The sequence below is a fragment of the Lutimonas halocynthiae genome, from assembly GCF_030409835.1.
Taxonomy (GTDB): Bacteria; Bacteroidota; Bacteroidia; order Flavobacteriales; family Flavobacteriaceae; genus Lutimonas; species Lutimonas halocynthiae.
The window spans coordinates 504,180-520,588 of record NZ_JAUFQO010000004.1 but is presented as its reverse complement, the minus strand read 5'-3'; the positions used below and the strand labels follow the sequence as shown (position 1 = coordinate 520,588).

Below are 16,409 nucleotides of genomic sequence, written 5' to 3'. Positions count from 1 at the left end.
TAGTGAAAAAGCGAAAAGGGATAAAATTAAATCTGGAAACAGTATCCTTAAAATACCTTAAAAACCCAGTATTAATTTTGCGATATAAAAGAAAATAAAGATTCCAAAAATATCATTACTTGTAGTTATAAACGGACCCGTGGCAACTGCAGGGTCGATTCCTTTTTTGTCTAAAATAAGCGGAACAAAAGTGCCTATTAAAGAAGCAAGAATAATTACCAAAACCATGGCAATTGAAATTGTGATGCTGATATTGATATCATAATTAAGGAAAAAGCCAAAAATAAAAATCAGGCCAGCCAAAATTACGCCGTTGACAATACTCAGTCCAATTTCCTTAAACATTCGATTGACCATGCTCCCTTTGATATCATCATTGGCCAAACCTTGAACAATAATAGCTGAAGACTGTACCCCAACATTACCAGCCATAGCTGCAATGAGTGGCGTGAAAAAGAACAATTCAGGATAGTTCAATAAGGCGTCTTCAAATCCGCCCATGATTGAAGCTGCTGCAAGCCCCCCAACTAAACCTAATATTAACCATGGAAGCCTTGCTTTCGTTTTTTCTAAAATACTATCATCAGCATCGATATCTTCAGTGATACCCGCAGCCATTTGGTAATCTTTTTCGGCTTCTTCTTTTATAAGATCTACAATATCATCAATGGTAATTCTTCCAATAAGCACGTTATCATCATCTACAACAGGAATGGCTTCTAAATCATACTTTTGCATAAGCCTAGCCACGTCTTCACCTTTGTCATTAACATGAACAGCATCAACTTTTGGAATGTAAATATTGGCGATTTTGTCTTTAGCCGAGGCAACCAAAAGATCTTTTAAAGACAATCTACCAATGAGGTGGTTTTCCTTATCAACAACATAAATCGAATGAACTCTTCTTACTTCCTGAGCTTGAGACCTCATTTTTCGAACACAAGTAGGAACCATCCAATTTTCTTTGACTTTAACCAATTCTTTTGCCATTAAACTTCCAGCAGTTCCTTCTTCGTAACGCAAGAGTTCAACAATGTCTTTGGCATGATCATCATCTTCAATTTCTGAGATAACTGCAGTAACTCTTTCTTCAGGAAGCTCGGAAATAATATCAGCCGCATCATCTGTGTCTAATTCATCTAATTCATCAGCAATTTCCTGGGCCGACAGATTTTTAAGAATCTTTTCCCTGTCGTCCTCATCAATTTCCAATAAGGCCTCTGCAGAAAGCTCACTATCCAATAATTTAAAAAGATACGTGGCATCGCTAAGATTTAAGTCGTCAATTATTTCAGCTATATCAGCGGGGTGTTCTTCGGATAATAAATCGAGAAGTGCCCGATCATCCTTGTTGGAAATCAGTAATTCAATATGGTCAATGAATTCTTTCGTGATCTCAGATGCCATCTTCCTCAAGTCTTTTGGTTAGTTCAAGAAATTGCTCGACGCTTAATTGTTCTGGTCTTTGAGCAAATATAACATCTTCCTTCAATTTATCAGAGATCTGCAAAGATTTTAAACTATTACGCAGCGTTTTTCTTCTTTGATTAAAAGCGGTCTTAACCACTCTAAAGAAAAAGGCTACATCAACTTGTAATTGATAGTCTTTTTTTCTAACCAATCTGATAACACCAGAATCAACTCTTGGTGGCGGATTAAATACCGTTGGAGGAACAGAGAATAAGTATTCAACATCATAAAAAGCCTGGGTTAAAACAGAAAGGATACCATAGGTCTTGCTGCCAGGTCCTGCTGCAATTCTCAATGCTACTTCCTTCTGGAACATACCGCTGAATTCAGGAATTTGATCTCGGCAGGCTATAGATTTAAATACAATCTGAGAAGAAATATTATAAGGAAAATTTCCAATAATGGCTATCGGCTCATTGTTGAACTGAGCGGCCAAGTCCATTTTTAAAAAGTCTGCATTGATAATTCTATCCGATAAATGCAGGTAATGACCTTTTAAATAATCTATGGATTCAGGGTCTATTTCTACTACCCATATTGTTTTATCTTTTTTTAAGAGATATTTTGTTAAAACACCCATGCCAGGCCCGATTTCAAGTACGTGCTGGTATCCTTCAAAAGATAGGCTATCAGCAATTTTAGAAGCTATAGATTCGTCTTTTAAGAAGTGTTGCCCGAGGTGTTTTTTAGCTCTTACGCTCATGTTATCATTACATTATTTTTGAATAAATTCGCTCACAACTTTCATTTCAGTACGAAAGGCTCCGAACTTATTTCCAAATTTTTTAAATATGGCTTGTCTGAGTTGGGGAGCATCCTTTTGGTAATAATCGAATAAAAGTTCCTTTGATTCGCAGGTGAATTGAATGGAATAAGTAATTCCTCCCATGTCTTCTTTTACAAGAACCTGGCTCATAATGGCTTTTAAAAACTTGCCGGTTGCCATTACATTTGGGATGTGGTTATCCTGCATCCAGTTAAACCATTCATCATGAATGCTCTCGTCTACATTAATGGTTACATTATAAATATACATGTTGTTTTTTAAAAGTTTAAAGGTAGGGTTAATTGATCAATATTTTTAAAATCGCAGTATTGTAAATTCTAGATATCGTCTCCTCTGAGCTTTCTGTAATACTTCCTCGCATCAACTAAATAAATACTAGATGGAAATTCAAATATGATTTTCTCGAACATTTCCTGAGCCTTTTCTGGATCATTGAGACGGTCTCTATAAAGTATTCCCAAAGCAAAAATACTATCATCAATTAATAAACTTTCAGGATGGAAATTAAGGATAGTGAGTAAGTTGGCCTCGGCACTTGTATAGGCCTCAAGCTCTTGATAAAAAATAGCCTGAGTATATAAAGCATCATCTTCAATTTGCTGGCCTTTATATTGATTCAAAACATATGAAAGGGTGTCAATGGCTTGTTGATGTTTTTTTTGAAATCCCAATAATTCTGCCTTGGCATAAATTTTTAAGCCTTCATTGAGACTATCTTTGTCGCTGTTATTGCCAATTTTCAGGCTTAGTTCAAGCGCATCATTTGCAATTAGTTGAGACGTTGATGATTTTAAAACTTTTAATTGATTTTGTGACCATTGGAAGTCTCCTTTAAAATAAGAGGTTCTGGCCACTTTGAATCTTGCTTCCTGAGCTAGTTGACTATTCTTAAGGTCGTATTGGATCTGTGTATATAAAATCAACGCCTGGTTGAACTGGTTAGAAAAAACAAGAATGTCAGCAATTTTCATTTGAATAATTCCTTTTTCAAATGCTGATTCAGCGGATGGAATAATTTTTTCCAGATGTGCTATCGCTTTTTCCGGATCATCATAGTCAAAGGTCAGGAAATCAGCAAAAGATAAATGTAGCTCCAAAGTTTCTTTGCCCTGACCGTATATTTGAATTAACTCCTGGTACCTTTCTTCTATTTTACCTTTGTCTTTCTTCTCGCTAAAAGAGCGATTTTCAATCTTTAGCAAGTATATCTCAGCAAGTAATTTGCTTTCTTTATCAAGTAAGACCTCTTCGCTGTGGCTCAGCATAAACACGAATGCCTCCTTTGAAGTTTTAAAATCTTGTTTGTTAAATGACAGATAACCTATTTCTCGGACTCTTTCAAGATTCCCAGGCTTTCTTTTGTATAATGATTTTTCCTGAGTCAAGGCCTTGCTATAATCCTGTTCTTGCATAAATAGCCAACTCAAAAGTATGTTCCATGCATCTTTAGGATCTGATTGTGCTCTTTTTAGTAATAGTTTTTTAAACAAAAGATTGTTGCTGTCATTTTTATCCTCTGTGATAAAATTCCCAACATATCGCTGAACAGTTGAAAAATAATTGGCATTTTTATCGACTAGATCTAGATAAAGACTGAACATTTTTTCAAGATCTCCTTTCTCTCCATAAATTTGAGCCTCACTGATTTCAGTATTGAGTTTAGGATTCAGTTCTTTTGCAATTTGATACGATAGTAAAGCTTCATCGAGCAAATGATTTTGCCTGAACGACCTGCCAATCATGAATACGAAGCCCGGATTTTTTCGTACATATTCTATTGACTGTTCATAATACTTTTCGGCAATTTCAGGCTGATCTTGTAATTGATAATTGTATCCGAGTTCTATAAATAGATGCATTTGTTCCGGAAATCGCTGGATTTGTTCTTCGATAAGTGACTGTGATGCCTCATAAGACGCTACTTGCTGATAACAAGTAACTAATGACTTAAAGTAGTCTTGCCGAATTGGGTTATTCTCAAATAGAGGTTTATATAAAAGGATTGCCTTGTCATATTCTCCTTTTCGAAAATATGAATTGGCTAGTTCGGCACTTTGTGCATTTCCATAAATGGAGAACAGCACCGCTATGATGATTAAAAATGACCTCATAATATAATTGGCTAAAAATATACTTTTCAGTTCTATTTTTTTAAATTATCTAATTCGTAATAATAAATAAATTTATTACCAGAGTCTTAATATTCTCTTCGATTTTATTAGAATTTCTAAACAATGTTAAAATTTTAATAAAATAAATTCCAAAATGTAACGTTATTTAAAAATGTCAGTCTTAATAGTATAAGATTACAATAACAAAAACCTTACAGTTATGATCGAAGTAAAAACATTCTACGAAAGAGCTAAGCAAAGTGCAAAGAACCATATGAAAAATGGTCAGATAAACGATTATTTGAATGATTTGTTAATCATGAATCATTACAAAAAAATGATGGACGCTGCTTAGTCAGTGCTTTTAGATCGAATTAAATTAAACCTAATCGATCAGATCGAATCCGGTATAGGCCTGTAAAACTTCAGGAATTTTAATACCCTCTTCGGTTTGGTAATTCTCTAAAAGTCCGGCCAATACTCTAGGTAATGCTAGAGAGCTGCCATTCAGCGTATGTGCCAATTGACTTTTCCCATCTTTATTTTTAAAACGCAGTTTTAATCGATTTGCCTGGAATGTCTCGAAATTAGACACTGAACTAATTTCCAGCCATCTGTCCTGAGCAGTTGAGAAAACTTCAAAATCATAGGTTAAGGCAGAAGTGAATCCGAGATCGCCTCCGCAGAGACGTAAAATTCTATAGGGTAATTTCAATTCTTGTAGTATTCCTTTGATATGCTCAACCATACCTTCCATGGCCTCATAAGACTTATCAGGATGTTCAACTCTTACAATTTCCACCTTGTCAAATTGATGTAATCTGTTAAGACCTCTTACGTGAGATCCGTAAGAACCTGCTTCTCTTCTGAAACAAGGCGTATAGGCAGTGTTGCAGATAGGAAAATCACTTTCTTTTAGCAATACATCACGGTAAAAATTAGTTACAGGTACTTCTGCAGTTGGTATGAGATATAGATTGTCTACACCAACATGATACATTTGACCTTCCTTGTCAGGTAATTGACCGGTACCGAAGCCTGAAGCTTCATTAATCAATAAAGGAGGTTGAACCTCAGTATATCCTGCAGCAGAATTTTTATCCAAAAAGTAAGCGACAAGAGCTCTCTGTAATTTTGCTCCCTTACCTTTATAAACAGGAAACCCTGCGCCAGTAATTTTATTTCCTAATTCAAAATCAATAATGTCATATTTCTTGCAAAGGTCCCAATGAGGCGTTGCCTTTTCGTGCAATGTTGGGATATCTCCTTCACTGAAAACTATCTCGTTATCTTCTTCATTGCTTCCGGCCGGTACCAAAGCATGAGGAATATTTGGAATTTGATATAACAATTCATTTAATTCTTGCTCGACTTCTCCAAGATTATCAGAAAGATTTTTAGATTTTTCTTTTAATAACCCGGTCTTCTCTTTAGCAATATTCGCTTTTTGGACTTCTCCAGATTTAAATAGTTTCCCTATTTCTTTAGAGATCTTATTACTATCAGAAAGGATATTGTCTAATTCTGCCTGGATGGCTCTCCTTTTGCGATCAGATTCAAGAACTGATTCGATTAACGTATCAGCATTTTTGAAGTTACGAACAGCAAGTCCTTTGATAACCAACTCTTTATTGTCGCGAATGTAAGGTAATGATAACATATGTTATTTTTTTGACTTGCAAAGATAAGTAATGCCATTGGAAGAAGGAATGCTTATTTAATTTTCATAAGCCAATTTCTGGCTGATTCTTCATCTTTGCTTATTTGTGTTGCTAACTCTTCGATTGATTCAAACTTTTTCTCATCCCTTAATCGCATCAAGACTTCAATTTGCATACTGCTTCCATAAAGGTCATCTTTAAAATCCAAAAGATGTATTTCGATGGTTTGGCCTTTTCCTCCAACAGTAGGTCTAAAACCGATATTCATAATGCCAAAATTCGATTTATCATTAAAATTGGCCTTTACGATATATACACCTTTATTAGGAATCAATTTATAATCTTCAGCGATATGTAAATTCACCGTGGGGAAATTGATTTTTCTGCCAATCCCTTGACCTGTAATAATTTTACCGGTTAAAAGGTAGTTATAACCAAGGTACTTATTCGCCTTTTCCATGTCACCATTTTCTATGGCTTTCCTTATTTTAGTTGAACTTACAGAAACACTTTCTATTTCCTGAGCAGAAATTTCTTCTACTGAATAATCATATAATTCTCCATATTCAGAAAGTTGTTCAAAATTTCCTTCGCGATTTTTGCCGAAATGATGGTCATATCCAATTACCAACTTTTTGATATTGAGTTGATTGATTAAAATATTTCTAACAAAATCTAATGCGGATAATCTTGAAAACTCTTTAGTGAAAGGTTCAATAATCAAATCATCTAGCCCAAATTTCTCCAAAAGATATATTTTTTCTTCCATGGTCGTAAGCATCTTAATATCGTTGCTTTGATCAAGAACCATTCTGGGATGAGGATAAAAAGTAAGTATCATGGATCGTTCAAAGTCCTGACTTTTAATTTGATTTAGTCTTTCTATAATCTTTTGATGACCGATATGAACCCCGTCAAAGGTCCCAATAGTGAGCACTGATAAATGCTCCTTGTGATCATAATTTTCAACCGATTGATGAACCCTCACGAATGCTGCTATTTAAAATTTAATATTTTCATCTATTTGATCTATGATTTGAGGAACCTTGTTTATTTTAAAAGAGGTTCGTACATGAAGATTACCATTTGAAGTGAACAAAAACAAGTTACCTTCTCTTACCGGGAAGTACCCCATACTGCCCTTGCAATAACATATACGTCCGAAAACCATTTTCACCTTCTGAAGTTCATTGTCCTTTAATATAATTTGCTTGTCATTTGGGTCGAATTCAAAATAAACGTATTCTGAATAGCTGCTGTCCATTGCATTTTCAATAGTCTTTCTTTTGTAATGGTATTTTATAACAATTTTTTCTCCTTCCGTAACTTCGGGATACAATTTACCCGTGCTGTCATAGGAGAGATTTAGTGCAGAATTTTTAAAAACTTCAAACAAGCAGTCACCATTCTCAGGGCAATTTATATGTGGTGGTGGGAGCGACACCCTTTCATCACTTTTTTGCTCTTTAGTGACAGCACACGAAAGGGTTATAAATAAAAGGCTACATAAAATAAGTCTCATTCTTTTATATTGAGTAATTCAATTATAAGTTGCTTCAAGAAAAATAATCATCCTTTAGCACCATCAGATAAATGGCCACCTAATCAGGCAAAAATAAGTATTTCAAAGTTTCAAAGTAAGAATGAGCTTAAAAAATATAATTCATCTCGATTTGACCCTAGGTGTGTGCAAGATAAACTGGAATTCCAAGGTATTCTATTCATGCAAGTTAAGACAGAAAGATAATTCAAATGTTGAAAAGTTAGGCATAAATTAATGCTGCAAAGCTTGTTGAAAATTCATATTTTTGTCACCCTTCATTAATACGTGCTAGAAAATGACCAGAAATCAAATTAGATTTTTTGCAATCCTTTTTATTTTCTTTACAAATTTCATGGTTGCGCAACAGCGAAATCTATGGACAAGAATAGATGACAGTGGGATAAAGAAAGAAGATCTTAAACGCAAAGCGAATGTTGATAAACATAAGGCTTACAGGTTGGATCTTGAAAGATTGGAGAGAAACCTGCTGGACGCCCCTAAAAAAGAAGCGACTATTGGGAAGTCTAATAAAAAGGTCGTTTTTCCTGATGGAAGGGGAGGAATGATCACTTATTTGGTAAAGGAAGCTTCGGTAATGCATCCGGATTTAGCGAAAAAATATCCAAAGAACAAGTCGTATGTGGGTGTTTCTGAAAAGAACGGTTCCAAAAGAATTCGTTTTAGCATCAATGAATTGGGTTTGAATGCAGTGATTCGAGATGTTAATCAAAATGTACAGTATATAGAGCCTTTAACTCGTGACAAAAAGAACTATAAATTATTTTATAGAGACGATCTGAGTGGAGAAGGGAAATTTCAGTGTTTTACGGAACAAGAGTCGGAATTTCAAAAAGCTTTACAGGGATTAAAGATAACTGACGATGGGAAACTAAGAACTTACAGGCTGGCTTTGGCAACAACGGGTGAATACTCCCAGTTTCATATTGCGGATCAAAATGCAGAAGATAAAACAGATGAAGAAAAAACAGCGATTGTATTATCTGCTGTGACAACCGCTTTAACTCAGGTTAATGCTATTTATGAAACAGATCTTGCGGTTACTATGCAATTGGTAGCTGATAATGATGAATTAATATACCTGAATCCTGATACCGACCCTTATACGAACCTTACCGGTAGCTTGTTACTTGATGAAAATCAGTCTAATCTTGACAATGTCATTGAGGAGGATAATTATGATATAGGGCATGTTTTTAGTACTGGAGGTGGAGGTGTAGCAAGTCTTTCAGTTGTTTGTAGAAATGGGTCGAAGGCTCGTGGTACTACTGGATTGCCTGAACCAATTGGAGATTATTTTTATTATGATTATGTGGCGCACGAAATGGGGCATCAATTTGGTGCGAACCATTCTTTTAATGGAGATGATGGAAATTGTGCCGGTGATAACCGGAATGATCAAACGGCGGTTGAGCCGGGTAGTGGCTCTTCGTTAATGTCTTATGCTGGTCTTTGTGAATCTCAAAACGTTCAAAGCAGTGTAGATCCTTATTTTCACATTATTAGTATTGAGGAAATAAGAGGTTATATAACCAATGGTCAGGGCGGTAGTTGCCCAGTAGAGTCAAATTTGATTTTTAATGCCAATGCGCCAGATGTTGATGCCGGCGAAGATTTTACGATTCCCATCGGAACACCTTATAGATTAACTGCTACAGCGACCGACGCAGACGGAGATCAACTCTCCTTCTCTTGGGAACAGGTAGATAATCAAATTACTACAGTTCCCCCAAGTGGCACTTCAACTTCTGGGGCTTTATATAAATCGCACAAACCCTCTTTGGACCCTGTTAGATACCTTCCAAAATTAACAACCTTGGCTACTGGTGTTATTTCATCAACATGGGAGGTAACCCCTCTGGTTGAAAGGGAAATGAATTTTATTTTATCGGTAAGAGATAATCATGCCGAAGCAGGTCAGGTTTCTACCGATGATCTGAAAGTAAATGTAACGGCTTCAGCCGGACCGTTTTTGGTAACTTCTCAGGCAACTGAGGATCTCATTTGGACACAAGGTGAACAAGAAACAATTACCTGGGACGTAGCAGGAACAGACGGAAATGGTTTAAATGTGTCACAAGTCAATATATTATTGTCTACAGATTGGGGGAAAACTTATGCTACGGTTTTAGCTAGTAATATACCTAATAACGGTTCTCAAACTATTACTGTACCTGAGATAAAAGGTTCTCAATGTTTCGTAATGGTAGAGGCTATTGGAAATCACTTTTTTGCCATAAACAGTAAGAGCTTTTCAATTGGGGAGTTCAATGTTATATGTAATGAGTACGAATCAAATGATACGCCAATTGCTATTCCGGATGATGACCGCGAGGGTATTTCTTCAGTAATTGTGGTTCCTGAAGATATAAACGTGGAAAGTTTAAAAGTGAGTTTGATAAAGAAAGGAACTCCTGAATCAGGAGGTGAAGACGAGCCTGGAATTACGCATACTTATTTAGGAGATCTGTCTATCACACTTGAAAGTCCTGAGGGAACAATTATAGAATTAATCAGCAACGCTTGTGGTCCAAGAGAAGATATGCAGGTTGTCCTTTCGGATAATGGTGATCAAATTGATTGTAATCTAAGTAATCCCGGACTTACGGGAATCAGAAGACCCGTTGATGAACTGGCTATCTTTAGTGGGGAGAATGCCCAGGGTAACTGGATACTTAATGTAGTTGACGGGGCTCCGGATGATACAGGAAATATTGAAGCCTGGAGTTTGGAAATTTGCAGCTCTGAGGCAGTCTTAGGCGTTAATAATTATGTATTTGATAATTTTACTGTTTTTCCAAATCCTTCAGATGGTTTGTTTACCATAAAATTTGAATCGGAAGAAACAGGGGATGTAGATGTCATGATTTATGATCTTTTGGGTCGGACTGTGGCAAAGAAAACCTACAAGACTATAAGCTCTAGATTTGAGCAGGCACTTGATCTTCAAGGTGTTTCGGGTGGGATTTATATGCTAAGTGTTAAACGCGGCAACAAGGTGTCTGCGCATAAGATTAGAATCAAATAATCAACATTCCTTGATTTAGCAAGCCTTTTTTTGTCATTTTTATATTTTTTGTTAAAAATTTAGTGAAATTCGAAAAAAATTGTACTTTGCCACATTCTTAATTTACACAAATTATTTTATATGAACAAGATTTTAGTGGTGCTCGCATTATTTTGCGGGTCGTTTATGTTTGGTCAGACGTCATTTTCCGGTACGGTAACTGATTCAAACACACAAGAACCTATACCTGGAGTTAATGTCAAGGTAGTGGGTAAATCAATAGGGGCTTCAACTGATTTTGACGGAAAATTTAGTTTGAATGTTAGTGATGAAGTACCTTTTAGTATTGAAATAACTTCAGTTGGATACCAAAGTCAGATTTTGGAGATAACAGCTGATGATACAGAATTACAAATAGTGTTAACAGAAAATGCAACCTCTTTAGATGAAGTTGTTGTTTCTGCTTCCAGAACTCCTGAAAGCATTAGAGAATCTCCGGTTACTATCGAAAGAATAGGTATCAAGGATTTAAAAACTTCTACTTCTGCCAATTACTATGACAGTATGGAGAACTTAAAAGGGATAGATTTAAATAGAGGAAGTTTAACCTTTAATTCTATAAATACACGTGGTTTCGCAACTTTTTCAAATACGAGATTTGTTCAATTGGTTGATGGGATGGATACCGCCTCTCCAGCATTGAACTTCGTGCTTGGAAATCTGGCTGGTGTAAGTCAGTTGGATCTTCAAAGCGTTGAAATCATTCCTGGTGCTGCTTCAGCATTGTATGGAGCAAATGCTTTTAATGGGATTATGTTTATGACGACGAGAAGCCCTTTCGATGATCAGGGAGTTAGCGCTTATGCTAAAACAGGTTTGACCATTCAGAAATCGGCAGGTGATCATGTGTTTTATGATGTCGGGGTTAGATATGCTCATGCATTTAGTGAAAAATTTGCCTTAAAAGGATCACTTACTTATTTAAAAGGAACTGACTGGTACGCCGATGATACGTCAGAATACTCAAATGATTTTACTGCGGTTGGTGAACCTGATGAGATTTTACCTTTTAGATCAAGCCCAACCCATGATGGTATCAATATTTATGGAGATGAGGTTTCTTTAGGAGCGCTTGGTTTAAATTTTAATGAATTTGCTCAATTACTTGAGGCTGGCGGATTGATTCCTGCCGGTTCGAGCAATTTGATTCCTGCCGTTAATGTGGGAAGAACGGGTTATTTAGAACAAGCTTTTACAGATTATAACGCTGAAAGTTTAAAATATGACCTTTCCTTTCATTTTAGACCCAATGCAGATGACCTCGAAATTATTTTTAACACCAGAGGTGGATATGGTTCTACAATTTATCAGGGTACAAACAGGTACAATATCAAGAATTTCTTACTACAAAATCACAGACTTGAGGTTAGAAACGATGATTTTTTTGTTAGGGCCTATATGACTACTGAAGATGCAGGAGATTCTTATGATATGCGCTTTACAGGAATTAATATTGCAAAATACAAGGCGCAAGAGTGGTTTGGTGCCTATACTGGTGGATATTTACAAGCGATTCTGGGAGGTGCAAATAACGATCAAGCTCATGCTGCAGGAAGATTATTAGCCGATTCAGATGAAACTACTACGCCAAGACCGGGCTCAGACTTGTTCAACGAACTTTTTGACGAAATTACTTCAAACGGAGATTTATCCGAGGGTTCTAAATTTATTGATAAAACCTCAATGATTGTGGGTGAAGGAAATTACAATTTCGCCAGACTATTAGATGATAAATGGGATCTGCAAGTAGGTGGTTCCTACAGACGCTATTCTTTGAACTCCGAAGGAACTATTTTTACTGATTATGACGGGCCTATTAAATATAGTGAATATGGCGCATATGTTCAAGCCATCAAAAAATTGATGGACGATAGATTGAAACTACAAGCATCTATTAGATATGATAAGAATGAATTTTACGATGGTAATTTTTCACCTAGAGCTTCAGTTACATTTGCAGTTGATGAAGCTAGAAACCATAACTTAAGAACTTCATACCAAACTGGTTTTAGGTATCCTACTACGCAAGACTTGTTTATTGGTCTAGATTCTGGCCAGGGTATTTTGGTAGGTTCATCTCCTGATAATTTAGATAGAGATTTGCCTAGTACTGATCTTACTGGAAGGAAAGTGTATGGTGATTCTTATACCTTATCTTCAGTTCAAGAGTTTCAAGCAACAGGAAACCCTACGCTCCTTGTTCCAATAGAAACAGGATTGGTGCAACCAGAGAAAATTCAATCTTTTGATTTAGGTTACCGAGGTGTTTTTGGTAAAATATATGTAGATATCAATGGATATTATAGTAAATATGATGATTTTATCAGTAATACCTTCGTGGTCACTCCCAATGACGGAACAACCGCAGATGAAACGGGAATTGCTGATCTTATAAGTGGAAACGTTCAAGGATTTCAGACGTATACAAATTCAAAAGCGGATATATCGTCTTATGGTGCAAGTATGGGTTTGAACGCCAAAATAGTAAAAAAATTAGATGTTGGTTTAAGTTACACATTGGCCAAGTTTGAATTTGATCAAGAATCTGACCCTGACTTTGCTGCAGGATTTAATACTCCAGAACACAAGGTTAAATTTTCTTTGGGAAGCCAGAATATTATTGGCCACTTAGGATTTAATATCAACATAAGATGGAGCGATGAATATTTATGGCAGTCGACGATTGCAAATGCTGTTATTCCGCAAAGAACAGTTGGCGATGCGCAAATTAATTATGCTGTTCCCAAGATGAATTCCTTATTTAAACTTGGTGGATCGAACCTTGGAGGCAAGGAGTATCAAAGCGCACCGGGTTCACCCTATATTGGATCACAATTCTTTGTATCATGGGTATTCAATCAATAATAAAATTTAAAAAGAAAAAAATGTTTAGAATAAAATATTTATGGGCCTTATCACTGATTGTTGTGCTCGCCTCTTGTGAACAAGGGAAATATGATCTTGAGCCAGAGCCAGTAGTAGAACTGGTATCAGGTCAGGCTGATTTTACAAATTATGTAGCAATTGGAAATTCATTGACAGCTGGTATTTCTGACGGAGCCCTGTTTATTGCAAGTCAAACCAGTGCTTACCCAAATTTGTTGGCTGAAAAAATGGCTTATGCAGGTGGTGGTGAGTTTACCCAACCTTTGATGAATGATAATATGGGGGGCTTATTATTCGCAGGAAATCAAATTACTCCGAATAGATTATTTACAGACTTGGAAAACTTGATGCCTTTACCAGGTACTCCAACAACTGATGTTACTAATGTGATGGCTGGTCCATATAATAATATGGGTGTTCCTGGTGCCAGAAGTTACCATTTGGTGGCTCCTGGATATGGAGATGTAGCAAATGTACCTTTAGAACTTGCAAATCCTTATTATGCCAGAATGGCTTCCAGTTCAAGTGCAACAGTACTTGGCGATGCCATGGCGATGAATCCAACCTTTTTTAGCCTTTGGATCGGTACAAACGATGTTTTGGGTTATGCAACATCTGGTGGAGATGGAACTAGTGAAATTTCGAATCAAGCGCTTTTTGATGGTTCTATGACAGCGATAATAGGAACATTGGCAGCGAGTGGAGCTAAAGGTTTGGTCGCTAATATTCCGCCTGTTTTGACAGGTGCTTACTTTACAGCTGTGCCATACGCCCCTTTGGACCCTTCTATTCCAGAATATGCTGAACAGATTCCAACTTTAAATGCAGCTTATGCGCAATTAAATCAGGCATTTGCCTTTTTAGGTGTGCCAGAAAGGTCAGTTGTGTTTTCTGAAACTGAAGCAAGCCCTGTAGTTATTTTTGACGAATCTTTGGCAAACATACAACCACAACTTAATGCAGTACTTATTGGAGGAGGGTTAGATCCGCTCACAGCTGGTTTACTGTCTGCTCAATATGCACAATCAAGACAAGCGAATGAGAATGATATTTTAACCTTGCCAAGTAGGGCCGCTATATCTCAGGTCAATACAGAATATTTTCAGCAATTGGTAGCAATGGGAGTTCCAGCAGCAACGGCCGGACAATTGTCAGTCAATGGTTTGACCTATCCTCTTGCAGATACTTTTGTTTTGATTCCTACAGAACAGATGGAAATTAATGATGCCACAACACAATTTAACCAAACGATAGCTCAATTAACGACGAATGCCGGATTGGCAGCCTTTGATGCTTTTGGATTGATGAGTGAAATACATGAATCAGGATACTCTAGTGATGGATTTAATATTACAACAGAATTTCTTTTTGGAGGTTTATTCTCTTTAGATGGTCTTCATTTAACGGCTAGAGGTAATGCGATTGTGGCCAATGAAATGATGAAATTGATTGATGACACTTACGAATCAAACTTTGAAGAAGCAGGAATGCTGAATGATATTGGAGATTATCCTCAAATTTATTCACCTGTACTTCCATAGATGGATATATGAACTAAAATAATAAAAGATCCGTCCGAAAATGACGGATCTTTTTGTTATACGGATTTTTCTTAAAAACAAATTGAACAGTATACGATGAATCGTAAAGGGTGGATTTTAAAAGTGCCAATTGTATTGCATTTGATCCTTATGAGCTCTTGCAGCAACAAGAGCTCTGAGAAGGAGTTGGCGCCTTATGTATCCCTTTCATCTGAAACTATTCAATTGTCTACAAAGTGCCCACCTGGGTTTCTGTTGAATGAGAACAACGAATGTGTTGCTAAAAATCTTTATCAGCAATACGAATCATTACAAGACGTGGGAGTCGGTGGATTAAAAACAGCTTTGCCAGAGGTAAGAGATGGTTTTTCTCCTCAGCAGATTGATTTAGGGCGCTATTTATTTTTCGACCCTGTACTGTCTGTAAATGGAAAGGTTTCTTGTGCCACTTGTCACCAACCAGAAAAAGGATTCAGCGACGGAAAGGCTGTTTCAAAAGGGGTGAATGGTACAGCATTAACAAGATCTTCTCCGAGTTTATGGAACGTAGCTTATCTCCAAAAGTTTTTTTGGGATGCCAGAGCCACTTCGTTGGAAGCCCAATTGCAAGACCCCCTTTTTTCGGCTGATGAAATGGGTAATACTCCAGAAAATTTAAAACAGACTATGAATAGCATTCCTTTATACAGGCGCTTATTCAAGGATGCTTTTCCGAACAAGAATCAAAATGACAGCATAGAAGTATATGACATATATACAGCACTTGCGGCCTTTGAAACGTCTTTGATATCGTTGAATTCAAAGTATGATCAATATGCACATGGTTTTAAGGGAGCCTTAAATGAGAGAGAAATTGAAGGGTTGAATATTTTCAGATCTTTTGTTGCACGATGTGCTGAATGCCATACCCCACCTTTATTTACCAATCAACAAGTAGCGGTTATAGGAACTCCGGAGCCAGAAGGTAAAGCCAGGGATGTTGGTGCAGAAAAAACCTTTAACGACCCGAGTAGAAGAGGAGGTTTTAAAGTTCCCAGCCTACGAAATATAGAGAAAACAGCCCCTTATATGCATTCAGGTAAGTTTCAAAACCTTCGTGAGACGGTTGAGTTTTATACCAAGGGCCGGGGGCATGCGGTTCCAAAAGGTGAAAAATTGTATCTTCATTGGCATATTTGGGAACCGAACTTAAGTGAGAAGGAATTAGACCTTCTTGTGGATTTTTTAAAAACCTTAACGGATGAGTCTTTCATGCCTATGACACCTGATTTACTTCCATCGGAAATGGATAAATCTGTTGATATTAATTCTTAACATAAATATTT

General features: G+C 36.6%; 12 protein-coding genes. 5 read left to right on the top strand and 7 right to left on the bottom strand.

All coding sequences use genetic code 11. From position 1 onward, the window contains the following. Positions 1 to 57: 57 nt before the first annotated feature. The 4 genes from mgtE to QWY87_RS08080 form a co-directional block, all read right to left on the bottom strand. A complete protein-coding gene (gene mgtE / locus QWY87_RS08095; protein WP_290290128.1) occupies positions 58 to 1,407 on the bottom strand; it encodes a magnesium transporter in 1,350 nt (449 codons plus the stop codon). After that, positions 1,397 to 2,173: a 16S rRNA (adenine(1518)-N(6)/adenine(1519)-N(6))-dimethyltransferase RsmA gene (gene rsmA, locus QWY87_RS08090; RefSeq protein ID WP_290290127.1), complete on the bottom strand. Its 777-nt coding sequence runs from the start codon at positions 2,171 to 2,173 to the stop codon at positions 1,397 to 1,399. The genes mgtE and rsmA overlap by 11 nt, the downstream gene beginning before the upstream one ends. Before the next feature lie 12 nt (positions 2,174 to 2,185). Beyond that, positions 2,186 to 2,506, bottom strand: a complete 321-nt coding sequence (locus QWY87_RS08085) for a DUF4286 family protein (protein ID WP_290290125.1) — start codon at positions 2,504 to 2,506, stop codon at positions 2,186 to 2,188. Between the two features lie 68 nt (positions 2,507 to 2,574). After that, entirely contained in the window at positions 2,575 to 4,368 is a 1,794-nt protein-coding gene (locus tag QWY87_RS08080; RefSeq protein WP_290290123.1) for a tetratricopeptide repeat protein, read from the bottom strand. A 220-nt stretch (positions 4,369 to 4,588) separates the two neighbouring features. On the opposite strand from QWY87_RS08080, the gene QWY87_RS08075 reads away from it, so the two are divergent. Then, a complete protein-coding gene (locus QWY87_RS08075; protein ID WP_290290121.1) occupies positions 4,589 to 4,723 on the top strand; it encodes a hypothetical protein in 135 nt (44 codons plus the stop codon). Between the two features lie 30 nt (positions 4,724 to 4,753). On the opposite strand, the gene serS is transcribed toward QWY87_RS08075, so the two are convergent. The 3 genes from serS to QWY87_RS08060 are packed head-to-tail and all read right to left on the bottom strand — an operon-like array spanning position 4,754 to position 7,551. Then, positions 4,754 to 6,028: a serine--tRNA ligase gene (serS, locus tag QWY87_RS08070; RefSeq protein WP_290290119.1), complete on the bottom strand. Its 1,275-nt coding sequence runs from the start codon at positions 6,026 to 6,028 to the stop codon at positions 4,754 to 4,756. A gap of 53 nt (positions 6,029 to 6,081) precedes the next feature. Next, a complete protein-coding gene (locus QWY87_RS08065; protein ID WP_290290118.1) occupies positions 6,082 to 7,017 on the bottom strand; it encodes a bifunctional riboflavin kinase/FAD synthetase in 936 nt (311 codons plus the stop codon). A 12-nt stretch (positions 7,018 to 7,029) separates the two neighbouring features. After that, on the bottom strand, positions 7,030 to 7,551 hold the full coding sequence (locus QWY87_RS08060) for a hypothetical protein (RefSeq protein WP_290290116.1): 522 nt from the start codon (positions 7,549 to 7,551) through the stop codon (positions 7,030 to 7,032). A 316-nt stretch (positions 7,552 to 7,867) separates the two neighbouring features. On the opposite strand from QWY87_RS08060, the gene QWY87_RS08055 reads away from it, so the two are divergent. The 4 genes from QWY87_RS08055 (at position 7,868) to QWY87_RS08040 (ending at position 16,398) form a co-directional block, all read left to right on the top strand. Continuing rightward, positions 7,868 to 10,618 carry a T9SS type A sorting domain-containing protein gene (locus QWY87_RS08055; RefSeq protein WP_290290114.1) on the top strand — a complete coding sequence of 917 codons (2,751 nt, stop codon included), beginning with the start codon at positions 7,868 to 7,870 and terminating at the stop codon, positions 10,616 to 10,618. A gap of 120 nt (positions 10,619 to 10,738) precedes the next feature. Then, complete coding sequence (locus QWY87_RS08050) at positions 10,739 to 13,522, top strand: TonB-dependent receptor (protein ID WP_290290112.1); 2,784 nt, start codon at positions 10,739 to 10,741, stop codon at positions 13,520 to 13,522. A 20-nt stretch (positions 13,523 to 13,542) separates the two neighbouring features. Beyond that, positions 13,543 to 15,084: an SGNH/GDSL hydrolase family protein gene (locus QWY87_RS08045; RefSeq protein ID WP_290290111.1), complete on the top strand. Its 1,542-nt coding sequence runs from the start codon at positions 13,543 to 13,545 to the stop codon at positions 15,082 to 15,084. Positions 15,085 to 15,180: 96 nt separating this feature from the next. Then, entirely contained in the window at positions 15,181 to 16,398 is a 1,218-nt protein-coding gene (locus tag QWY87_RS08040) for a cytochrome-c peroxidase (RefSeq protein WP_290290109.1), read from the top strand. Positions 16,399 to 16,409 lie beyond the last annotated feature (11 nt).